At 40.4% G+C, this 22,711-nt stretch carries 26 protein-coding genes; 12 read left to right on the top strand and 14 right to left on the bottom strand.

The window, feature by feature from the left end:
- Position 1: 1 nt before the first annotated feature.
- The 4 genes from AC1RNB_RS12510 to AC1RNB_RS12495 form a co-directional block, all read right to left on the bottom strand.
- Positions 2-883 (bottom strand): DUF6602 domain-containing protein, encoded by an 882-nt coding sequence (locus AC1RNB_RS12510; RefSeq protein ID WP_493083252.1) that lies wholly within the window; start codon positions 881-883, stop codon positions 2-4.
- A complete protein-coding gene (locus AC1RNB_RS12505) occupies positions 834-1,517 on the bottom strand; it encodes an Abi-alpha family protein (RefSeq protein WP_493083250.1) in 684 nt (227 codons plus the stop codon). The genes AC1RNB_RS12510 and AC1RNB_RS12505 overlap by 50 nt, the downstream gene beginning before the upstream one ends.
- A gap of 158 nt (positions 1,518-1,675) precedes the next feature.
- Complete coding sequence (locus AC1RNB_RS12500; RefSeq protein WP_493083248.1) at positions 1,676-1,885, bottom strand: hypothetical protein; 210 nt, start codon at positions 1,883-1,885, stop codon at positions 1,676-1,678.
- Between the two features lie 90 nt (positions 1,886-1,975).
- Positions 1,976-2,371, bottom strand: a complete 396-nt coding sequence (locus AC1RNB_RS12495) for a helix-turn-helix domain-containing protein (RefSeq protein ID WP_493083247.1) — start codon at positions 2,369-2,371, stop codon at positions 1,976-1,978.
- 148 nt (positions 2,372-2,519) lie between these two features.
- Between AC1RNB_RS12495 and AC1RNB_RS12490 the strand changes: the two genes are divergently transcribed.
- Both AC1RNB_RS12490 and AC1RNB_RS12485 read left to right on the top strand, forming a co-directional pair.
- Entirely contained in the window at positions 2,520-3,419 is a 900-nt protein-coding gene (locus AC1RNB_RS12490; protein ID WP_493083246.1) for a hypothetical protein, read from the top strand.
- Positions 3,416-4,288, top strand: coding sequence for a HEPN domain-containing protein (locus AC1RNB_RS12485; RefSeq protein WP_493083244.1), 873 nt, complete (start codon positions 3,416-3,418; stop codon positions 4,286-4,288). Before AC1RNB_RS12490 ends, AC1RNB_RS12485 begins: the two co-directional genes overlap by 4 nt.
- Positions 4,289-4,301: 13 nt before the next feature.
- Here the strand turns inward: AC1RNB_RS12485 and AC1RNB_RS12480 are convergent, their stop codons facing one another.
- The 7 genes from AC1RNB_RS12480 to AC1RNB_RS12450 form a co-directional block, all read right to left on the bottom strand.
- Positions 4,302-4,769: a hypothetical protein gene (locus AC1RNB_RS12480; protein WP_493083243.1), complete on the bottom strand. Its 468-nt coding sequence runs from the start codon at positions 4,767-4,769 to the stop codon at positions 4,302-4,304.
- Between the two features lie 8 nt (positions 4,770-4,777).
- Entirely contained in the window at positions 4,778-5,734 is a 957-nt protein-coding gene (locus AC1RNB_RS12475) for a relaxase/mobilization nuclease domain-containing protein (RefSeq protein WP_493083241.1), read from the bottom strand.
- The gene (locus AC1RNB_RS12470; RefSeq protein ID WP_493083239.1) at positions 5,731-6,114 is read right to left on the bottom strand and encodes a plasmid mobilization protein; all 384 of its coding nucleotides are present in this window, start codon (positions 6,112-6,114) and stop codon (positions 5,731-5,733) included. Before AC1RNB_RS12470 ends, AC1RNB_RS12475 begins: the two co-directional genes overlap by 4 nt.
- A 112-nt stretch (positions 6,115-6,226) precedes the next feature.
- Positions 6,227-7,153: a DUF8464 domain-containing protein gene (locus AC1RNB_RS12465; protein WP_493083237.1), complete on the bottom strand. Its 927-nt coding sequence runs from the start codon at positions 7,151-7,153 to the stop codon at positions 6,227-6,229.
- A 59-nt stretch (positions 7,154-7,212) separates the two neighbouring features.
- Entirely contained in the window at positions 7,213-7,908 is a 696-nt protein-coding gene (locus tag AC1RNB_RS12460) for a nucleotidyl transferase AbiEii/AbiGii toxin family protein (RefSeq protein ID WP_493083235.1), read from the bottom strand.
- Positions 7,866-8,180 carry a DUF6922 domain-containing protein gene (locus AC1RNB_RS12455; protein WP_493083234.1) on the bottom strand — a complete coding sequence of 105 codons (315 nt, stop codon included), beginning with the start codon at positions 8,178-8,180 and terminating at the stop codon, positions 7,866-7,868. Before AC1RNB_RS12455 ends, AC1RNB_RS12460 begins: the two co-directional genes overlap by 43 nt.
- 74 nt (positions 8,181-8,254) lie before the next feature.
- The gene (locus tag AC1RNB_RS12450) at positions 8,255-8,584 is read right to left on the bottom strand and encodes a helix-turn-helix domain-containing protein (RefSeq protein ID WP_493083233.1); all 330 of its coding nucleotides are present in this window, start codon (positions 8,582-8,584) and stop codon (positions 8,255-8,257) included.
- 235 nt (positions 8,585-8,819) lie between these two features.
- Here AC1RNB_RS12450 and AC1RNB_RS12445 point away from each other — a divergent pair, with 235 nt between their 5' ends.
- The 3 genes from AC1RNB_RS12445 (at position 8,820) to AC1RNB_RS12435 (ending at position 11,698) form a co-directional block, all read left to right on the top strand.
- The gene (locus AC1RNB_RS12445; RefSeq protein ID WP_493083231.1) at positions 8,820-9,836 is read left to right on the top strand and encodes a type IV toxin-antitoxin system AbiEi family antitoxin; all 1,017 of its coding nucleotides are present in this window, start codon (positions 8,820-8,822) and stop codon (positions 9,834-9,836) included.
- On the top strand, positions 9,799-10,662 hold the full coding sequence (locus AC1RNB_RS12440; protein WP_493083229.1) for a hypothetical protein: 864 nt from the start codon (positions 9,799-9,801) through the stop codon (positions 10,660-10,662). The genes AC1RNB_RS12445 and AC1RNB_RS12440 overlap by 38 nt, the downstream gene beginning before the upstream one ends.
- 256 nt (positions 10,663-10,918) lie before the next feature.
- The gene (locus tag AC1RNB_RS12435) at positions 10,919-11,698 is read left to right on the top strand and encodes a hypothetical protein (protein WP_493083227.1); all 780 of its coding nucleotides are present in this window, start codon (positions 10,919-10,921) and stop codon (positions 11,696-11,698) included.
- A 491-nt stretch (positions 11,699-12,189) separates the two neighbouring features.
- Here AC1RNB_RS12435 and AC1RNB_RS12430 read toward each other — a convergent pair whose 3' ends face one another.
- The gene (locus AC1RNB_RS12430; RefSeq protein ID WP_493083226.1) at positions 12,190-13,170 is read right to left on the bottom strand and encodes a DUF2971 domain-containing protein; all 981 of its coding nucleotides are present in this window, start codon (positions 13,168-13,170) and stop codon (positions 12,190-12,192) included.
- Between AC1RNB_RS12430 and AC1RNB_RS12425 the strand changes: the two genes are divergently transcribed.
- The 7 genes from AC1RNB_RS12425 (at position 13,151) to AC1RNB_RS12395 (ending at position 21,065) form a co-directional block, all read left to right on the top strand.
- Complete coding sequence (locus AC1RNB_RS12425) at positions 13,151-13,924, top strand: phospholipase D family protein (RefSeq protein ID WP_493083224.1); 774 nt, start codon at positions 13,151-13,153, stop codon at positions 13,922-13,924. The genes AC1RNB_RS12430 and AC1RNB_RS12425 overlap by 20 nt on opposite strands.
- Positions 13,921-15,309: a hypothetical protein gene (locus AC1RNB_RS12420; RefSeq protein WP_493083222.1), complete on the top strand. Its 1,389-nt coding sequence runs from the start codon at positions 13,921-13,923 to the stop codon at positions 15,307-15,309. The genes AC1RNB_RS12425 and AC1RNB_RS12420 overlap by 4 nt, the downstream gene beginning before the upstream one ends.
- A 34-nt stretch (positions 15,310-15,343) precedes the next feature.
- The gene (locus AC1RNB_RS12415) at positions 15,344-16,192 is read left to right on the top strand and encodes a caspase family protein (RefSeq protein ID WP_493083220.1); all 849 of its coding nucleotides are present in this window, start codon (positions 15,344-15,346) and stop codon (positions 16,190-16,192) included.
- A 210-nt stretch (positions 16,193-16,402) separates the two neighbouring features.
- A complete protein-coding gene (locus AC1RNB_RS12410) occupies positions 16,403-18,640 on the top strand; it encodes a hypothetical protein (protein ID WP_493083218.1) in 2,238 nt (745 codons plus the stop codon).
- Between the two features lie 18 nt (positions 18,641-18,658).
- Complete coding sequence (locus AC1RNB_RS12405) at positions 18,659-19,606, top strand: RES domain-containing protein (protein ID WP_493083216.1); 948 nt, start codon at positions 18,659-18,661, stop codon at positions 19,604-19,606.
- A 19-nt stretch (positions 19,607-19,625) separates the two neighbouring features.
- Positions 19,626-20,279 carry a hypothetical protein gene (locus tag AC1RNB_RS12400; protein ID WP_493083215.1) on the top strand — a complete coding sequence of 218 codons (654 nt, stop codon included), beginning with the start codon at positions 19,626-19,628 and terminating at the stop codon, positions 20,277-20,279.
- Between the two features lie 324 nt (positions 20,280-20,603).
- Positions 20,604-21,065, top strand: a complete 462-nt coding sequence (locus tag AC1RNB_RS12395; protein WP_493083214.1) for a hypothetical protein — start codon at positions 20,604-20,606, stop codon at positions 21,063-21,065.
- A 12-nt stretch (positions 21,066-21,077) separates the two neighbouring features.
- Here the strand turns inward: AC1RNB_RS12395 and AC1RNB_RS12390 are convergent, their stop codons facing one another.
- Together AC1RNB_RS12390 and AC1RNB_RS12385 are read right to left on the bottom strand one after the other, a co-directional pair.
- Positions 21,078-21,989, bottom strand: a complete 912-nt coding sequence (locus AC1RNB_RS12390) for a hypothetical protein (RefSeq protein ID WP_493083212.1) — start codon at positions 21,987-21,989, stop codon at positions 21,078-21,080.
- A gap of 31 nt (positions 21,990-22,020) precedes the next feature.
- Positions 22,021-22,695 carry a hypothetical protein gene (locus AC1RNB_RS12385; protein WP_493083210.1) on the bottom strand — a complete coding sequence of 225 codons (675 nt, stop codon included), beginning with the start codon at positions 22,693-22,695 and terminating at the stop codon, positions 22,021-22,023.
- Positions 22,696-22,711: the final 16 nt, after the last annotated feature.

Here is a 22,711-nt window from a genome sequence, read left to right as displayed (position 1 = left end):
TCTACTTGTTTGGGTGCGACACGAGATTACTCATGATCATTTTAGCGTAAGGCATTTTGCCAAGCCGGATGCGGTCCAGTGCATAAAGCAGCATTACAATACCAACTGATAAAGCGGAAGTCGGTTCTACTTTTTTATGTATCAATTTGGATCGTCCTTCAACAAAAAAGGGTGATTCGTACACAATTCTTTCCTGTCCAGAAAGCCCTGGGAACAACAAATCTTTTTCGCCTGCTACAACCAGGTCGGGATAGGGCATTCCTGTCGGCAAAGCACAACGACCGAGAGCGTCCATCAGGTCGCCAGCCCCTTCGATTTTCACATGCCGCGCGATGATAGCCGTATACATCGGGTTCTGGATTTGCGGCAAGTGGTCGGCACCCACCTGTTCCATATTCTGCAACACAGTATAGGGATCGATCGCATAGGTGTCTCGTTTTTCCCTGAACAAAGATTTGGCTTTTGCCGCTTGCGCAAATGCTTTTTCAAAACCCTGCCCGCTTTCCGGTTTGCCAAACACTAGTGTATGCTTGGCTTCAATATAACAATATGCTGCTTCGGCCGGAATTTCCTGCTTAACAGAAAACTTGTCGCTTGCTTCAACACGTATGGTGGGAAAACGGTCCTTTGCATAAATAATAATGTCATCCCCTGCAAATGCATCTTTCTCATCCACGATGAACCCTCGGCATACACCATACTGATCCGGCAAAATGCTTGTTAGCAGTTCGCAGAGCGCTATCTCGAATTCATCGCCATGATCAAAGCCGTAGCGCGCGGAAATTTGCAGAAACCTACTTTCAATGGCAGTTGCAATGTTGTCGAATAGTTTTTTATAAGCCATTGTTCTTCTCTTTAAAATATTCAGTAATTGATCCAGCATATCCAATGCATCGTTGGTATAGGTTCAGCCCTAGTGTAGTAGGTATAAGATGGATTACGTAATCATTTTTTTCAGCCATAAAGCGAAACACTTCTCCAAAATGATCCCAGTGTATATAATTCAGGCGTAGGGAAAGCATGTGGGTCAATAAGCCCTGTACGTAGGCGATATCCCCACCATCGGTCAGTGGTTCAAACTGGGTATAATATAAGCTTTTGCCGCTCGCGCGTGGAAGGCAGGTATTCTTAATAAAGGAAACCTTGCAGTTTTCCACCATGTACTGGAGGATGCGCGCTTCGTGCAGACATAGTTGTTTTAAAATACTGGCATAAACCAGGTTTTCGTCTGTTGGTTTGTCCGCGATCGCGGACACGAAAAGACCCGCCCAGAGATCCTGCACCTCAGCCTGGCTCTCGTTAGCGCAGCTATCAAGAATGGCAATCGCGACTTTCGGGTTAACGGTGCCAGAAGGCTTTCCTTGGGACTCGTATAGCACTTTTGCTTTGGCTAATGTATCCGTCACATTCCGAAGTTGGAAAGCGCGGATGTCATCGGCCTTTAAATGCAGTATCTGCGCTTCTGCATCTGCGCATACAACCTGCAGGAATTGTTGTGATGGATCGATTGTTTGCATGGTTTAATGATTAATGCAAAAAGGCTGAACTGAAGTACCCAGGTTTTAAGTTGGGGGGATTTTAAAGGTAGCTTTATTTCAGGGCAGAAATACTTGATTTTCCAGCCATTTTTTCTGTGCTCAAGAGTCTGAAAGCACGTCGTATTAATATTGCACACTTATTCCATTGCTAGAAAGCTTGAAAAAATATCAGCGATTTCATCATGACCAGAAGACCTTTCTTCCGTATAGTCAATACGTTCATTCTCTTTTTCGGGTTCATCGTATTCTGATTCCAGGCGGTGTAATTCTTTACTCTCCTGTTCAAAATCCAGGTCATAGTACTTCTGGATTTCAGAAAATGTGCTTAAAAAGGTTATCAATATCATCCGCCTTCACTCGCTCAATTTCTTTTTCAGCTATACAGTACAAACGCTCAGAAAAATCATCTGCATTGATAAAAGCGCGATAAAATAAGATCATTTTATTTTATCTAATATCTTTTGCATCAATTCAATTTTCTCTTTTTCACTTTTGACTAAAGCATCGTATAATTCAATAATCTTTTCAATTGGGTTAAAAGAGCAATAATTATTTACTGCATTTAATGTGGAGTTGTCATGACTAGTAAAAGTATTTGCAATAATACTTACCGCTGCATCCTCATCGAAATTCTTAATCGCTTCCACAGGCACCTTCAAGACCTTAGCCACTTGCTCCAACAATTCCTGCTCAACTACTTCTTTTTGTTCCAAAAGCGATATTTTACGCTGGTTCCAGTCTTCGCCTAATTCCAATGCCAAACCTTCCTGTTTGATCCCCAACATCTCTCTGAAACGCTTAATATTCCTTCCCTGATGAATAGTCTTTTCCATAATTGCGGATTGTCGTTTGAACAAATATACTAAAAGTAAGATAGGTAATATACCGGGGTAAATACCCATATTTCCGGTAAAATACCTTTCTATCAGATTGTTTAGTCAAAGCAGGCTCCAGAACTTGGATTGGTAAAAATCAAACGCTATGAAAGAGAATCCAAGGAGGGAATTACTGACTAAGTATCCTGAATGGCATCTTAATCCATTACGATTAAGCATTGACGAGATTGAAGCCCCATATAGCGTTTTGGATCAATTTTTTGAATGTTATACCCTTCCGCAGATAAGGGCTTGTTTTCAGGAGCTGGTTTATGATTCGCTCCGGGCTGATGATACGGATGCCCCCAGTCATGTAACAACCCATGAGGATATTGAAAAACTGGTGGAAGCAGCCTGGGTCATTTTCAAGCAGAAGGGTAATGAAATAGAACCGAAAACGCAGGATTCAGTAAATGACAATCAAATCAAAGCGGTAGAGGAGAATGTGCAATTGGTTGGATCTTATAGCGTTATCCATGATTTTTTCGAATCCTTTACCCTTCCTTTTGCCCGTTATTACCTGGTTTCAGCCCTCAAAGCCTCTGAGGATCTCAGTATCTGGGATAAAAGAGCTCCAACAGACCTGCTTCATTTTTTTGATATGTTGAAAGGGTTGATATCCGCTGTTTATTCTATCGTAAAGAAGGACAACACGGTAAAGCGTGTAATACTTTCTAAGCCAACCGGTTCCCCAGATATCACCCAATATCATTTATACTGCGGTCCTTATGACCAGCTTGAGGCATGGGATTTTCTCCCACGTTGTCTTAGTGCAAAAGAATACGGTAATCCCTATAAGGCACTTCAAAAATTTGTCAAATGGCATACTAAACAAGAATGGCAAAAGACGCTGCGCTATATTCTGAGTTATGCACTCGGTAAAAGCAGTCTCTCAGAGTTAGGTGTCAACCTGGAACTGATCAAGAATTCGGAACTATTACAAAAAATGCTGGAAGCCTGCCATTTGATTTATGTAAGAACCGCCGTCCTACCCCAAAAACCATGAAACCATTCACTATATATCATTCGATAATAGAGTCAAATCCGGGTCAACAGAAGAAACTCGTAACCCTTATAAAGGAGGTGGTAGAACCCGACATCATCTATTTACTGGGGGCTTCCCTCTACAGACGGCGTAGCGAAAGTATTTTCTGCCCAACTGCACCCAGTTCTGGGCATGTGTCCGACTATTATTTTCTGGTATTGATTAGTAATGCCGATAACAGATCATTGACCCAATTGCAGGATCAAATAGAGCAACGGTGTAGCAATTTACTGCCGGTAACCATCATTTTATTGGAAACAGACTTATTCTCTGACTGGCTCGCCAATGGTCACCTTTTTGCCCGGACGGTTTGCCGGACTGCCATACCCGTTTTTGAGGCTGAGAATCTATCCCTTCCCCCGGTTGGTGACTACAACCCAGAAACTGAACTGAAAACCCTGGAAAAACTTTTTCGGGATGGCTTAACCAAGTCTCAGGAATTTCTGGCCGGGGTAGATTTGTACCGTATAAGAAAACATTACAGGCTGGCTGCATTTATGTTGCACCAGGCGGCTGAACAGGCATTAAGCACATTGGTAAAAATCGGAACGGGATACTACTCTTGTACCCACAATATTGAGAGGTTACTTCGATACGCGGGCTTGGTATCCTACCGGACTCCGGATATCTTCCCCAGAAAAACCGAGAACGAGAAAAGACTATTCAATATTTTACAGAAAGCCTATATAGATAGCCGCTACCGGGAAGACTATAGTATTGGGTTTACAGACCTTCTCGATCTCACCGAAAGAGTGCGGCTAATTCAGGATATTCTGGCAGAATATGGTAAAACAATTATTCAAAAAAAGGAAGACAAATCAACCAGCTAATCCGGATCCCGTCTCAATTATCATTAAATACTTTTTGCATCAGTTTTTTATTTGCCTTAGTCTGGTGCTTATAGAGGGTTTCCCATGCCTTCTGGTACTTATTGTTTTCATATTCTTTTGTAATCCATTTGTCCCCCAGTAGGTAGGCATATTTGGCAATACAAAGCATGACCAGCCAGAACAGGATCCGACCGAATACAACTTTATAATACTCAGTTGTTCCATGCTCCGGGAACAGCAGGATCCGGAACTCACGTTTTACCGGTTGGGCGTGGCTGAAAACCTGCGTCGAAAACGCCTCCAATTTCGTCCTGATAAATGTCTGCTGTTCTTCATTCTGGCTGTCAAATTTTTCTTCCATCCTTTGCAAAACCAGCAACTGTTCTTCCAAAAGCTGACCGTTCTTTTTGGCCAGTTGGTAAAATTGTTTCTGCTCTTCCAGCACTTCTGTAAGTACGGTCTCAATAATTTCGTTTTCCATAGTTAGAATTATAAGTGAAGTGATCTTTTTTTCTTTCTTTTCTTCTTCAATAAAGGGGCAGGTGAATAATCAAAATCTTGCACAGGTTTCAGTAAGATTTCAAGTGCATTTGGTATAACGGATTTGCTTTCCGGTACGCTGGTTTTTGTTGAGCCAGGATGAGTGAATTTTAGATCCTGCAGAGGTGCATTTTCTTTTCTGATATCCCGGCTGATCATCCTTTGCTTTTCGTAAAGTGTCAGTTGTAACATCTTTTCAATTTTTGATAAGGAAAACCCCAATTCACTGCCTTTGGCATACATCTTCTTTCCATCCCGAAAAGCAATACCCCTTGCCTTAATTACTTCATAACCCTTTTGCTTCAGTAAGCTTTCAAATTCTTCATAAGAATAACTTTCTAATAGTGAGATCCGGATATCCGTTTTCATGGCCTCTTTGCGACTATCCAGGCGGGGGATATTGCGCCCTTCCTTTGGCTGGAAAGCACGAGGACTTAAGACCTTCTGTAGGTTGTATTGCAGCTCCATTTTGCGGCAGCAGGCAGCGATCTTTTTAAAGTTATTACTGTCGCTTAACGTCTTCCCATCAAACCCTATCCGGTTTACCACAATATGCAGGTGCAGGTGACCGGTATCATTGTGGGTCACAGCTATGTACTGATTCTTCTCAAAGCCTAAGTCTTTGGCGCAGTCTTCTACCATTGCCAGTAAGGTATTTTCGTTGAGGGTTTCTCCTGGCGACAAACTTAGGATCACATGCATTACCGGCTTAGCTAATTTGGGGTTCAAAAACCGCACTTGGTTAAACTGTTCAATCAGCTCTTTTTTATCGCCAAAACACTGGTTAAAACTGATGAGTTCGGCTCTAGGTAAGGAGGGCGATCCGGGTACAGATGGCAGCTTGTTTTCCAGTACATAACTGATGCACCCGCGAAAGGATTTTCCGAGTATGATTTTACCGATCATTTGAGGTGGTTTTTAATGTCCTTGGTTAGTTGTTTTAGAGATTGGCTAAGCTGGTTTAAATGGGCTCTTTCCAGTGCGTTTAATTGGTCAAATTGGTTCCTTTTTTTAGCGATCTGGTTAAGGTTGGCAGCCATGTGATTAAGTGTTCCTATAACCTGTATAATTTCTTTTGGGATGCTGATTTTTGGCCTGTCAATTTTACAGCCCAGACCCAGATTTCTTAGGAATTCTGAAACGGTCAACCCACTATTTTTTGCATTGGCTCGAATCAGAAATTTTTCTACAGAGGTACATTTGACACCCAATAATTTATTGCGCTTGATTTCTTTAGTAGGTCGCCCGCCTTTGTTCCGGCTTGGTGGTTTTGATTCTGTTATCATAGCTCACTTTTCTTGATCCTCGATTTGGTTTTCTTTATGAATCCCGCCCCATGGCGGGATGAATAAAGCCAGCGTTTCGGTAAAACCGAAACATAGCTGGCTCCTGAAAATTTTAAAGCCTTCTCCCTATTCTTGGGGATTGCCTTTGTCCCGGATGTTCATTGGTCAGATACTCATTTAAGTCCTTATGATCCTTATACAAATTGCTTTTATCCTGGTACTTATTGCCAAGTGCCAGTATTTCTTGAGTGACCGCTATGCCCCTATTGTCCCTGTCGAGGTATAGATGAACAGAAGCATATTCATCCAATGTTGGCTTCATCTTTTCAATAAATCCTATGGAATTTAGGATCAGGAAATTGGACTGCTGTTTTGGCAGCAGGATCAGTTTTCGCTGGTGGATGGCCAGATAAGACAGAAAGTCAAAAAAGCCTTCAAAAACAAGGATGGTTTTGGAAAAATCTTTACCCATTAAGGTTACTTCCTTAGGACTGCTACTACCTTTAAAATGGGGGCTTCTGAGCTCATAACCACCGGCACTGTTTTTAAAGCCGATGGCGGTGCTTTTTTTATCGTATAAAAGGAAGTCAATTTCCTTACAAAATCGGTTGGCAATTGGCAAGGGGATTTTCCTTAACAATAAATACTGTTGTAAAGACAATAATTGAATGCCGTCCCGGATGTCGATGATGACGATCTTTGCCTTTTCACCAGCAGGGGTTACATCATTCTTTTTTGCTGTTGATAGCGGCGGGTGAAAAGAAAATGGTTGTTGCAGGTTCAATTTGTCTAAAAATTCACTGACTGAACATTTGAAATAGAGGATACCAAAATCAATCATATTCCCGCCTTTGGAAAGCCCAAAATCATACCAGACATTAAAGTGTCGGTTAACTTTAAAGGGGGCTGTATTTTCGTTGCGCAAAGGAGATAAATACCAGTAGTCGTTATTCCTGATTTTTTGAGGCTGGTAATCCAGCACTCCGAGGTATTCCACCAGATCGATTTGTTTGGCTTCTCTAACCAATAGTTTTTGCATACACTTCAATTTCGTTTTCACTTCTATTTTTTCTTCGCAGCTCGAACCTGCTACTTATTTTATAATCTGGGTCCTCTGCGGTGTTTATTTTGTCGCTTCTTAATAAGTAAGGATTTTGTGAATTCATGTTTGAAAATTGACATGGGGTTTTGGACAGCTTTTTGTAATCTCCATTCCATTTGATGAAAAGAAATCGACCGGGAAAGGAACTCTATTTTTTCTAATCGGTTTATATCCTGATGATACAACAAGGCTGCATGTGCCATCCGGATGTTTACATCAGGGTATTTTTGCACAAAGCAGTCAGTCATTTTTTCGAGTGGCATCCTTTCGAGCAAAAAGAACAGGTCGATAAAATCCTTTAACCGCGAACCGTTATTAAGTATCGCATTGAGTTTCATGGCGGCGATGTCCGTTAGCGAAAGCATACGGATGCCATCTTCAGTGGTTACCGGATAAATGTTGGGATATTGATGGGCGATGAGATCCACTTTCACATTTCCGATAAAGCATAATACGCCATTCTTAAGGGTGTTGATTTCTTCTACAGGGTAGTGGCGGGATACATGAGCGGCCAAATGTTTGGCATCAAAATCCCTGTTTGTAAAAAGATCTATGTCAATTGATTTGCGGTGTCCGATCTGTAAAGAGAGTGCCGTACCGCCGACCAGGTTAAAGGCTGAGAACTCGGCGTCTTTTAATAAGGTTTTAATCAGATCCAGTGTCCCGGCCTCGACTGTTTGCGTCTGAAGCATAACAATTCCTCCTCACGGAGCTGGAAATAAGCGCATACGTCCTTGATGGCATAATCGGCCAGAAATATGATCTCGTTTTTGATGGCGTTGATTACAAAAGCTTCCCCATAAAACCGGATGATTTCAGTCCAATTGTCCGGGGTGCCTCTTTCAATCACACGTGCAATAACGGTATGGTATTCTTTCCTCCATTCTATGTCATCATACCTGAATTCCCAGAACAGGCGTCTGGGTAGATCAGGCTTGTCCGTTATGACCACTTTTTCCTCCATGTTTTAAAGTTACAAAATCTATTTTATAGGTTCTTAGCATTGGGTATTGACCATGCCAGGGCTTAGGCGGCAGATTATTCACCAGATGGCTGTAAAAGCTGCTGAATATCCTGCCATAGGAAAAATACCCTTGAACGGATTTTAAAGGGCTTTAGCTTCCCGTGTCTGATCCAGTCGTAGATGGTAGGCTTAGTTACATTAAAAAGGGTGCAAACCTCAGCTATTTTGTAAAGGGGTTTGTAGGTTAGGCCGGTTGTTTGCCAGGAGGGTGAATCAGGTCTTTGTTTTTCGGCTTGGGTTACTTCCTCACGGATAATCTGGCGAATGGATTGCCAGAACTGTTCCGGCTCATAGGGGAACAGCATGGGGGTAGCGTGGCTACCACTGGTTACATTTTCTTTCATCACTTTTCGGGTTTAGGCGAGCAATATGGCCTTTGGGGAAGGAGAAAAGAAGCTAAGTATACTTAAACTTGGAAATTGGTGGGTTTATATAATCTGCCTTTAAAAAGCTACATATTGTGTTCACTCATGTGATTTGTTCACTGAAAGTGAACGTATGTAAATTAATGAACAAAATAGTCGGAAATGTCAAAATGTTCACTAAATTTGCATGTTCACTGAAAATGAACGTAAACAAATGGATGAACAGGAAATTATAGAGACCGCACTAGCCAACCTGAAGGAACATACCGGCATTAAGGGGAAATTCATTCCCCCCACGGATAGGCATATAGGTGATGGGGAGGTAGAACTGGGGCTCGTGGAGACAAGGCAAAGGCTTGCGGTGGAAATCAAGGGAGAGGTGAAACCTTACCAGTTGCCAAATATTATAAAAAAGGCAACCGGGAAGCCCTTTTTACTAGTAGCTCAGAAGTTATATGGAGCGACAAAGGCGGCACTGCGGGAAAAAAAGATCAATTACCTGGACATGGCAGGGAACATCTATTACAAGCACGGATTATATCTGATACAGGTTGACGGCAATAAGACGGGGGATGAAAGAAAAGTAGCAACCAATCGTGCGTTCACAAAAACAGGTTTAAAAACTGTCTTTTATTTCCTACTGGATGAACACGCACTGAACAAACCTTATCGGGAAACAGCTCTCATGACAGGGGTTGCATTGGGGAACATCGGCAAGATAGTAGAAGGCTTAAAGGAGGCAGGTTTTATTTTGCAAATGACTGACAAGACCTGCGTGCTGAAAAATAAAAAGGGGTTACTCGACAGATGGATCGCGGGTTACCGAGAAACACTGAAACCCAACCTCCACATTGGAAATTTCAAACTTCCCCCCGAAACAACCACTGCAAATTTGCAGGACAGGATAGGAAGGGACGCTAAAAATGCACTCGGTGGTGAACCAGCGGCAGAGATCATGACCGGCCACTTACGGCCGGAAATTTATACTTTTTATACCGAGCGTACCAAACCAGAACTCATACAAAATGCCAGGCTGATCCCAGATCCGAACGGCAAATTACAGGTGTTTAAAAAATTCTGGAGGACGGATTATCCGGTGACAATGGGTGCAAATATCGCCCATCCTCTACTAATCTATGCAGACCTTGTGATTACTGATGATCCACGATGTATTGAAACCGCGCAAATTATTTATGACCAATACCTTAAGTATGAATTTGAGCAACGTTAAGGAAGGCGCATTAAAAGAAGTGTACGACGCAGTGGAAGAAGCGTTCAAGGCCTTGGGGATCGATTATTACCTGATAGGCGCGATAGCGCGGGACACATGGTATGCTTGCGCCAAAAAAGAACCTCGCAAAACATTTGATGTGGACTTCGCAGCACTTGTAGGCAGCAACGCAGAATATGAAAAGGTGAAACAATATCTAAAAGATCACAAGCAATACCAAGATACAAGATGGAATACTTTTGTCATGATCGCGCCTTCGGGAATGCAGGTGGACATACTGCCTTTCGGGGAAATTGAGATAGACGATGGAATACGACTGGAAGGCAAAGGGCTAACCACAATCAAAGTCAACGGTTTTAAAGAAGTATATGATAGCGGGACGCAAAGTGTTGAGATGGATACAGGGCATACCTTCCAAGTAGCTACCCTTTCAGCTATCGTGCTGTTGAAGCTTATTTCATACGATGACAGACCAGAGCTGAGACTCAAAGACGCGGGCGATATCGGCAATATCATCATCCATTTTGAGGACCTGGAGCCGGACCTGATCTATGCCGAACATAATCTGGATATGTATACAGGTGATGATCCCTATATAGAAACGCACAGCATGCAAAGTGCAAGTGCAGTCATCATAGGAAGAGAAATCAAAAGGATCATTGAAGGAAATGAAAATCTGCTGAACCGGGTGCGGGCTATTCTGGTCGATAAAATTGAGAAACAGGAAAACAGTCCATTTGTCCGCAGAATGACTGATGAAACTGGTTCGAATGTAGCGGAGGTTATGGATTGGATAGGGGGACTGCAAAAGGGAATAGAAATATGATAGATAATCCGAGGTTTAAAGACGCACATATCTCTTAATACTTGTGGAATCCCTCGTGAAAAGCACTGCATATAACTTCAGTTTTGCAATAGTTGGGCGGATAGAAGAGACCAATCAGAAGTAGGAATTTTGAGCCTGCTTGAGTAATTTGGTTTCTGCTAATCGATATATTGTGACCAAGTGGACGGCAGAATATTAAGTCCCAGCTTTCGCAAAGCCCTGAACGTTTCACACAATTATTTAGACCATTCTCGTTATGAAACATATTAAAAAAAGATTTTTACTTGAGTTTGAAGACGAAAATCAATTAATTGAAAAACAGGGTTTAGATGGATTCAAAATCACAAAAGAATTTGATCATAAAAATCTTGATGCACAAAAGAACAGAATTGTTTTGCTTGTCACCGAGACAAAAAATGTTTATGGTGGCTTTGTGCACAAAGTGAACAATAAGAATTTTGTTTTCCCTGTTCCAGACCCGACTCTCATTTATTTTCACAATGCTCAAATTAGTGTCGCAAGAATAGAGGCAGCTAGGGAAAAATTACTTAAAAAGTTAGACTTTAATGAACAACTCAGCGAGTCTGCAATAAATGAAATCTATGAATTCTATGGCGAAACCAGCAGTTTTGTGATTTACCTTTTCACTTCAATAGAATCATTCACAAATCAATTAATTCCTGACAATTATATTTTCGTAAGAAAACTGACCTCCAAAACAGAGTCCTTTGATAAAAACCAAATTCAAGACAACATTGATTTTAAAACTAAAATCAAAGAGGTTTTAAAAGATGCAATGGGCAAAGGTTTTTTCGATAAGGATACTCCAGCAAATCAACACATTTGGAACTTGAAAGAATTTAGGAATGATATAATTCACACAAAGCCCAAAAAAGATAATGTCTTATGGTATGACAACTTGATAAAAAAATCCTTGAATTTTAGGTACACTGAAACCTTAGAAGCTGTAGCTAAGTTTATGAACTTCTATAAGCCTGACTTTATTATCGAGTGTGATTGTGGTAAGGACTTTTAAATTCGCCATAAAAGCCTCGAACGTTGACTACTAGCTTAGACAGACAACAATATGTTTAAACGATTTTTCAACAAAAAAACAAAACACTAGGACGGACTTTCCAAAGTTGACTATTGGAGAAAATGGGAACTATTTGAGTTGTTTGACAACATACATGGAAATACCACTATTTCAGTACCTCGGATACCATTTGTGCTTGACCCCTATGAAATGCTTCTGTTTAATATTTGTGAAATTTAAACAACTGTATGATATTCAATACTTCTTGGGGATCAATATTATCTGGTCGATAGGGATCATACAAAAATGGGAAGGATGGGTCAAAGTACTCTGGGGAATGGGGGTCAATGAGTCCGGTTTTTCCAGCCTGACGCAGAAACAACTGGTTATTTGTTGCACATTAGAAACAAATTTAAAATACCGGTCTATTATAGGGCATTGGATATTCATACCGGAGAACTGTAGCGCGAATTTTGAAGATTATTTTGCAGTTAAGACCGATATGGAATAACTGATTTTTTAATTGTGACATTTTCATAGTGATGCTTCTTAAACAACGCATTCAATTCCTCACTGGCTTCCTCCATATTGAGCAAAGGACCAATGATCACTTCCTCTATCGGCAATTGTTTTGTCAAATAGGTTGGTTCCGGCTCGTCAATCTCTTTGGTCCTTTGAAAATAATGGTATTCTGTTTCAAGCGAGATATAGGGCACGCGGGCAGATTCCTTTGTCCTGAATTGAATATCTTTTTGTATACCGTCTTTTTGGAAATCAGCTATGCGCAATTCAAGCCTATATTCAAGTTCTTCGGAAAATGAATCATTCTTATAATCCGAGATCAATATTTCTAAAAACTCAATCATTGATACCGCTGCCACCTGCTCAAATAAATCATCACCCCAGTCAAAAAGTTCCCTTCTTTCTAAAAAAAAGTTCGCACCCTTTTCTAAAAACCACCGGATAGCTCTTTCCTGTTTGGCACGGTCATACAAAATATATTTCCCATACACGTGCCTGTCGAGGCAGGACTTTAATTCTCTTTGATTAAACCCGATGGAAACGCCTTTGCAGTTATTTGCATATGCCCTCCACTGGCTCAAAAGATCGCCTTTTTTTGAAAAGCAGGCAACATAGCGGTCGCTTTGATACAATCTTTTGGATTTAAGGACAATCTGGTTTAAAATGCCCCTGTTATCATCTGTTGCGATGCGCTGAGTGATTTCTTTGATAAGTGCTACCCCATGCGAAAATTCGGTGCTGTCATTCAGGTAATTCAGATCCGTTGCCCACAGTTGCTGAGTTTCTACTATTTTAATAAGGGTAGGCAATTCGGTATAGTGATACACCCTATCAACGAGGGAATGTTCGTAAGAGAGGCTCGTATCAACCACGGCATCAAAAATCGCCATATTAGCCAACTGGTATCGCAGGGTAGCAAGTGCGGTTTCTGTGAGTTTTATTTTCTCCATTGCCTTAAATGTAAGGCAGTTATGTATATTTAAAGTAACTTTTATCACTATGGCAGAGTTTTTAACCACCAACGGAACGTCTTATAATATTGAGAACATTATACTGGAGGCCAGAACGAAATTGGTTTTGGTTTCCCCGTATCTGCAATTATCCAAAACCTTTTATGAGCGTTTAAAGGATTGCTCGAATAAAGGTGTCGCCATTAAGATTGTTTATGGTAAGGATGATTTAAAGCCCAATGAGCGAAATTCCCTCGCCGAATTGAAAAATGTAGAGCTTTTTTATTTTGACAATTTGCATGCGAAATGTTATTTCAATGAAACAAAGATGGTGATCACTTCCATGAATATGTATGAGTTTTCAGAAAAGAATAACAGGGAAATGGGTGTATTGATTAACAGGAATACCGATAAAGAATTATTTGACAAAGCTGTAGAAGAAACGGCCTCCATTATTCAGTCAGCCGAACCGGTTGCCTTAAAAAAAGCCGATAGGAAAATATATACGAATACCCAGCAAACTAATACTTCTGTCTCTCCAAAAAAACAAGTTCGTGGTTATTGTATCCGGTGTGAAACAAGAATCCATTTTGATCCGAACAAACCTTACTGCCCGGAATGCTTTTCCATCTGGGCACAGTATGAAAATCCTGAATATACTGAAACGGTTTGCCACCGTTGTGGAGAATATGAAGGAACCAGCATGAACAAACCGCAATGTTATACCTGCTATAGCCAGTCCCAAAGGTTATGATACAATATTTCTATACTAGGTTTGGCGAAATATATCCCGGCTACGAATATCCTGAACCGACCTTACCGGGGTATAAGGTAATTATCCAGGCGAATAAATCTAACGCCTATCAACTGCTAACCTCGGCTGATAAAACAATTGAAAAAATTGAGGAATATGGTTGGGTGCTGAGCAACGATGTTATCACAAGAATAGTAAACCATAATCAGCTTCCTGCTGTTCAACCTCCTACGCAAAGCCAATCTTTTTATGGCGAATTTGACAAAAAAAACCTTTTCATTTTTGGAGCCGGTGCCTCTGCGAACTGCGTATATGGAGAAGCGAAAGCCGGTTATTTAGCTGATCCATTGCGTCCCCCACTCGGCAACGGCCTGTTTGATAAATGCTTTAAAGATCATTACGCCTCATACAAAGGCGTAAAAGAATCATTGGTCATTCTACAAGGACAAGGCGTGGATGTGGAGGCCCTGTTTGAAGAAGAATGGACAGAAATACACAGGCACAACAACCAGGAAATTTTAAGCAGGCATATCAACATCCAGTATTACTTGCAGAGATTGCTTGGTTTCCTGAGTAATCATATCATAGAAAACTATTCATCAAAAAATTTATACGCGCTGTTGTCGTATAAACTTCAAAAGATCCATGCAGCAAGCAAAAAAAATGAATATGGCAGAACATCATTCAAGAAATTTGCTTTTGTTTCTTTTAACCAGGATAACTTACTGGAACATTATATCACGCAATATTTTAAAAGACCAATCAGCAAGATGGATGATTATATAGAAGTCAATAATAGCCCTTACTGTATTTTTAAACCGCATGGATCTTTTAACTGGGGTTGGAAATTTCCCGCAATAGTCGGCACAGGAAACAATACACAGGAATGGTTATACGAAAACAATATTGATTTCGATACCCTATATTTTGAAATGCTCGGAGATCCTATAGGCATAGTTGACTGGTCAAGGTTTGGATATGAATCAGCCATCAACCAACATTCATTGGGAAAATTAACCGTTGATAAATCAAAAATTCAATTGATTACTGAAAATAACAGCGATCAATTCTTTCCGGCCTTATTACTTCCGTATCGTGATAAAGACGAGTTTACAATGCCGGCTTCTCACCACGACAACATGATTGGTTACCTTTTTCACATTGAAACAATTTTTATCATTGGATGGAAAGGAAACGAAGCGGCCTTTAACCGTGTACTTATAAAGTATGGAACAAATATCAAAAAAATAGTAATTGCTGATCCCAACCCCGATGCAATAAAAAAGAATCTGCAACCACTTCTATTAAAAAATAATATTGAGGTAAAAGTTTATAATGATTTTGAGGATTTTGTACTCAACGGTTTGGAAGAAGAGATAAAATAATATTTTAAGTAAATTACAATCATAAAAACCATTCATGTATCAGCCGATCAGGAAAGTCCTATTAATAGGTGCACCGGGAACAGGAAATAATAACCTGCCCGGCGTACCCTATGATTTGTATAACATGCGTGATTTCCTGCAATCTCCACGCGGTGGTGCCTGGTATCCAAATGAAATAGATATACTGGATAATCCTGCTACTTTAACCGTTCAGAATGCCATTGGTGCTGCAATTGCTGATTATGTATTTATTTATTTTTCCGGGCATGGGTATATGGACAACTGGAACAATAATGTATTGTCCCTGAAAGATTATGGCATCTTCGATTATTCACTATTCAATGCCGTTAGTCCAAGACAATTAATTATTGTTGATGCCTGCCGCGCATATTTGCCTACGATCAGCGGCATACCGGATGAAATTGAAAAATGGCAATATGCAGATGGTTATTCAGAAGCAAGGGCACTCTTTGACAGGTATATCATCAGTTCTCTTCCCGGAAAATTAATTATGCATTCTACTTCCGGGGGACAGTTTGCCTATGATGCAAGAAATGGCAGAGGCGGGGAATTTACGCTTGCATTGCTAAAATCCATTTTTGCAGCAAAAGCTTACCGTGGTTATTTTCCACTTTCGGTTGATATGGCTTTGCAGGATACGAAAAGACATTTATCAGAATCTGACGAACAGCAAGTACCCTGCATCACTTACCGGGAAGGAAATTTGGAAGTACCGCTGGCTATTGTCTCTGCTGATTTTCTACCTGTGGCCAATATCGAGCGGCAGTCACCATCACCTCCAAAACTCCGAAACAGTAACCTTGAAAATGCCGGAGCAGCCGCCTTGCTTCTGCTCTTTTTAGGTGCCTGCCTTTCAGATTGAGTAAACCATCAATTCATTTTGTTCAATAATTACTTAATACTCAGCAGATAAGGAAAACCTGTTTGAACTACTAAATATTTTAGTAATATTACAGTCTCATTACCTTTTATGATCTCATCCGCAAAAACCTACATAAAAACAACCTGCAGACACAATAGGTTGCTGATATTGGTAAGGGATGATATTGCCAGGGATAAGCTAATCTCTATCATGGAAGCTAATCAGCATATCTGGGGAGGAAGGTATAATCCGATTGTGCCGGTAACTGATGGAAAGATTCCAGATGAATGGCAAACGATGATCAGGCATTATGACCCTGATTATGTTTCATATCCGCGTGATCTAAACATAGATGCGATTAAAGAATTGTCATTTTTACATCCAAAGGAATTTATTGATTACCCGTCTGATATATTAAAGGATTGGTTTGCAGGAGTAAATATTCATTGCCTTATGCACCATGCTATGGGTCGGCAGTTGAGCGTTGACAAATTGTGTGTGCTGAAAAATAAAATGAATTGGAAAACGCCGGTAATAGCCAAGTCATTTTACACAATGAACCTTGGTTTCCAGGACTTATATATGGGAGAAGATAAGTGGTTGAAAGATATTCCGCAGGTTTCCGTCACTGATAAGACCGCGCATTTGATCAATCAGATAATAAATGAGAAAGCGCCGTTTTTTAAAAATATACTTTCTGCAACTCATATTACAACATGTTTACTTGATACAGGTTCAAGCTACCAGATGGAACAGTTCGAGTGGATTGTTTATAATGAAGAGAATTATCTAAATGACCTGCTATACTATTGGAACCGCCAGCAATATCTAAAACCGGATGACCGCATACAACAAATCATTTCAACAACAGGAGAACTTGATCTATTGATTAAAGATTCCTATTTCTTTGGAACACTCGGACATTTGGCATATACAAGTTCATTCTCTCTCGTTTCAAGAAGTCTTCCTGAAGCAGAACTAAAAGAATTAAGCGATGCAATAAAAGAGAAAAACCCAAGATTCGATCTGCGCAGGCTTGTGGTCAACGAATTTCCATTTACACCTTTCCGGCTAAATCATATTTCGGCAAAATATTTTTCACCAGTAAATAATTTGATAGTTGGATCAGAGGACTTTCTGAAATTTCAGCCGCTATCGTTTGAAAGTGGAAGGCCTGTTAACGAAGGGGTATATGCTATTGATACTATCATCCAAAGAACAGGCGAGGAATCCAATGAAATTAAATTCCCTTTTGAAACGCCGCTTCATCATCTTCTCTGTAAAAGTAAATGCCGTGTCAATGCACAACGTAGAGTAACGCTATTTGCGAATGATAAAATGATGGGTACCGAGATAAAAATATCGTCTGATTTTGAGATTGTCCGAGGTCTGCTAAATGCCAGGGAAAAGTATGGGGAATATATTTCTCTTCCCGTGCAATATGTCTCCTTAAGTAACAGTGGTCAGAAATTATCTGCATTATTTAAACTGCTGGATGAAAAATGGGACAATCTGCAATCCTTCTTAGAGGAACGTTTTTGGGTTGACTTATTCAGGTATGATTCATTATTAAAAGGTAGTGCCATCAAGACTGGCAAAGGGGTATTCAGCTTACAGGATTTAAAAAAGGAAGTAGCTGGCTTATTTGTAAAATACAAAACCAATGTGGCAGAGCGAATGAACATTCGGGCCGAACAAAATCTGGATGAAGAAACAGTGGTCAGAATAATTGAAAGGGACATCCGAGAATCTTTTGAATTGTATATTAATCCGAATTTGAATTATCTCATCAAAAAAAGCGGGTTACTCGTTGGAATGAAAGTGAGTTGTAATATATGTGGCTCCAACAAATGGTATTCCCTCGCAGAACTCAGTCAGGAAGTTAACTGCAAAGGATGTTACAACAAAATATTCCCGGATCTGAATAGCTCTGTTTACTACAAGTTAAGTGATGTTATTATCAATAACTTTCTATGCGATCAGACTAAGAATGCAAAAGCCTTTGATGGCAACTACGTTGTCCTTAAAACGCTGTTGCATTTGAGAAACCATATGAATTTTAGAAGCGACAGTTTTATTTGGTGTCCTCCGCTTGATTTTACGGCAGGCCATCGTCAGGAAAGCTGGTCGAGCGATCTTGACATTGTGGCTATTCAAAATGGCCGTTTTATATTGGGCGAAGCAAAAGCGAATGCAGAATTGTTTTATACCAAGGATATTCGGCAATTGATCTGGGTTGCAAATACGTTCAAACCCGATATTCTTATGCTTGCTTGTGAAACAGGAGATTTGGAACCCAAGATCGAAAAAATTAAGGCGGGTTTAACTGCAAAATGTGAAGTAATTGCTTACAACTGTTCAAAACCATGGTATCATTTTCCTGGTCTCTTTGGCTTACCTAATGATAAGTTTGAAAAAGATGAAAATGAGACAGTACAAGCAGTGTAATCAAACAAAACATTGACCATGCCCAACGACTCAAACATACAAGATGTGATCACCGATGAAGATTTTTACCAATACCCAGACCTGGAAACCTTTCGGGAAAAACTTGAAGAATTAGGAAATTTCGATTTTACAGGATTTGATCCCCACAAAATTTCGGAGACCATTTTTTCTTACCTGACGGTTATTCCATCTCTGTCAAGTAACTATAATCCCGATAGTTTCAATACGTTCAAATTCTATCGCGCGCGATTAAATATCGATCATAACACAGAAGATGAAAGGTTGATCCGAACATATTCCTATCCGCCTCCTTCTGCTTGTGCACAGAATGGCCGGGCCAATTTAAAGAACAGAAGTGTTTTTTATTCATCAAATTCAGCGCTTACCGCGATCATTGAAAGCAAACCGAAAGCAGATGATATTGGTTACCTGAGCGTATGGAATGGTTTCACAGACCGGGAAATAAAATGTGGTTTTTTGTTGCCAAGGGATTTAACCCAAGAAAATGAGTGGTATGTCCTTGCAAAAGATATATACGCTTATGCTGCGCTGCAACATGACCGAGGTTTGGTCAGGAGAAATGGTTTCTTCCATGAGGCGCTGGATTTTATTTCATCACTGTTCCTGACAGAAAAAATTCCCTATTCAATTACATCGTGGATAGCTACCGAATTATTGTACGGTACGGCGTGGAAGGATTTTATCATATACCCAAGCGTGGCTAATAATGCATATTCTTCAAATATCGTCTTCCATCCGAATGTCGCGGACCAGTACCTGAAATTTGAAAAGGTAATCAGGTTTAAAGTTTTGAAATTCGATGAGCCAAATATATCCTTATCAGTCGGAAAGGTTGGCGAACTTTTTCAGAATAATATCAAATGGAGGGATGCGACCGAAGAGGAAATGGATTTCGCCAGTTTTCCGGGATATTCCACAGAGGTCACACGTATTAAAAACAATTAACGGCAGATAAAGTAATACTATGAAAGAAACACATACCATCAAATGCTTTCTCAAATTTGGAACAGAAGAACATCTTCTGCAATTGCGGGATAAAGGCATTATATACATGAACCCGCTGGAGTATTTCCGTAACCTGGAGGATGAAGATTTGCGGGGAGACAATTATGAGGGAGTGACCGGCGTTTACAATTTACCACCCGGGGAGTTTGAAATTCCTACGTTACAGTTCAAAGGCAACCACGAGGGTATGCATTACTGTGAACGGTGGGAAAATCTTAATGGAAATATTTTCAGTTTGTATTGTGTTTCGTCACATGGTTTCCCCGATCCGCGTGAGTTCAAGGTCGATCCCAAAATGACCAAGTTCGGTACGCACGTACTGCTGATCAAGGACAACCCTAAATTCCTATCCCTGATCAAAAAAGAATTGCGGAGAAAAAAAATAAGTTTTGACGATGGATTTATCGAATACTATGACCGTTACGCGATCAATGGTAAAGTAAGTATTTTTCAAAAACCAAATGAGTTTACCTACCAAAAGGAATTCAGGATCTATGCCTGGCGCAACGGCGCAAAACCACTGGTTTTGGAGTTAGGTAGCCTTGCTCACATGACAGAGCTTCTACCTATGGAACTCGCACTGGAAATGAGTTTGGAACGGGAAGCCATTTAATTATTTCGCAATGATGAATAAACACGAGCATGTACAACATTTTTTCACTTCGTTATAGCAGGATATTTCCTGCGATATTGAAGTGTCTGTATATGCTCAAACACTGAAAGCTCTGTATAGAAAAATTCAGTTGATAGATCGTATCAAGAATAGCCTGGTCAAACTGGAAGAAGAACACTATTGTTCACAGATATTGTTCAGGAGTTTAGTTGAACACTACCTACTGGCCTATTTTTTTTTCTAAAATGTACCATAGACAGCACAGACAAAACCGGAGAGGATTATTATGACCGGTATGCGAATTCCGATTTTTTTAAACAACAGATGTATGGCATTCACCTTGACGACCTGAAAAAAAGGCAAAAGCGTAAAATTACGATAGACACAGTAAAAGAACTCTATCCCAGTCTTACCGATATGACCGATGCGGATCTCCAGGAGTATCATAAGGGTGCAACACAATTCACGGACATGAAAAAGATTGGTGACTACCTGATTGCCAACAAAGATTTTCAACCCTTCATCGGTGCAGTGAGTGAAAGCATTTTCAATCTGCTGGAAAGGTATAATGTTCTTTCTTCCTTTGTCCACGGAGGGCCTTATGCAGAGCGGCAACAATTCGATCCCAAGCATGCCGACCCGGAACCTTTCCGCCATGGAACACCGGTCGAATGGGCCTATACGCTTTCTGCCGTCGCCAAGACTTTGTTGGTATTAATTTTGAGAAACGAGTTCCCTGGCAAATATGCGCAGCATTTTACAAACATGTACTCGGGCAATGAGTAGATACATTGCATTTCAATTCGGAGATTTTTTTCGCCTTGCTTCGTTCTCTTTTTTAAGCCTCCGGTTTTCAAGGAAAGTATAAAGCCGGCCCACCACATTGTAATAGAGATATGAGCGCTGATCAGCCAACATTGTTTCTTTTTCATAACGGGCATATGCCTGTTGAACATTCTGATTGAAATCTATCACTTCAAAAGAATCAAAATGCAATTTTCCTTGATCAACCAAAGCTTGAATATGACTCTGAAATACCTCCCGGCTGGCGAGTGCGTCCTTAGTTAATTTGAATTGGTCTGTCCATGCAAGTTCTTCATCCCCTTCTTTAAACGATACAACGTGTTTCTTCCCGGTCACCGTAAAAACAAGAAGGTATTTCACATTAGGCCCATAACTCTTCCCATCATAGCTAAGGTATTGAGGGCTGATGATCGCCGTTAAATAGTTCTTGAAAAAAGCATAGTGTGGCCGCCAGTGTTTCATCCCGAATTTGACTGTTTTCTTCCCTTCTGTTGTTGAAACGATCAGCCTGCGTTTGGATTTAGGGCTATTCAATAACGTATCAATTTTTATGCGCTTTACGCCAACTTCATAGAATAAAGGCGGGTCATAGGATTGGTGGTATACTTCAAAACCCCCAAGGATCAGTGGCTTATTCGAAAAATCATCTAATTGCAAATAATACCCGTGTCCGATCCTTATATAAATTTCAAAAATAACCGCTGGCCTGTCTTTAAGATTTTCCAAAGTCAGTGAGGAAACATATACATCGTTGCATTCCATAGAACTGGCCGTTGAAATGCTGCACCTGAATTTATGTCCCCGTTTAAGCAGGTAGGTTTGTGCAGTATAGACAAGCGCAATAATGGATATGATTGCAGATGCCAGTGCAATTAATAGGTTGGTTGTTTCTGTTGTAAGATGCATAAGCCAGGCTTAAATATTTAAAACTAATGTATTACTGGACTGCACTTCCCGGAAGTGGTATGTTTTGATTCGGGTAGGCTTCTTTTAATTTAATGTAAAAACGCGCCTGGATAGATTTTTTCAAAGCACCACCTTCACCTTCCGTTCGATCAAAGACTTTATCAAATGCATCCGAAGCTTCGTCAATGGCGTCCGAAAGAAGTTCGAAGTGCTTGTTCAATAATGCATGTTCCGCGGCTTTTTCTTTTTGTTCATCAGCCAGTGCAATTTCCTGCGCTATTGTATGAAGTACCCTTTCAATACACGCTAATATTTTTCCATAAAAATTACTGAAAGCAGCCCGGTAGGCACTTTCCAGCAATGAAGGTGCCTCTCCATAATCAATATCATTATCCAATTCGAGGTATGGCTCTATCCTTTTTTTGTTTTCCGTGATATCCAGCACACCCATCATGGTATCAATATCACTGTTATGCATCAATTGGTTCCTGATCTCCATAAATATTTGCAGGTCTTTACACTCTTCTTTGGTCAGTTTACCCAAATCAAACAGAAAATCAACTTTTGATCTAAGTGAAAATGCAGTTGATTTATTGCCGATGGTTCTGGATTCCATTTTAGGTATCCGCATCAAAATGCCGATCAGGTCGCTGAAAAGCGCTTCAATAGTCAGGCTCATATCGAGCACCTCCGAACGAAGTTCCATTCCCATAGTATTATGT

This window comes from Sediminibacterium sp. GW821-FHT12F12, from assembly GCF_058806635.1.
The sequence above is the reverse complement of the archived record's forward strand: the minus strand, read 5'-3'. Positions and strand labels throughout refer to the sequence as shown.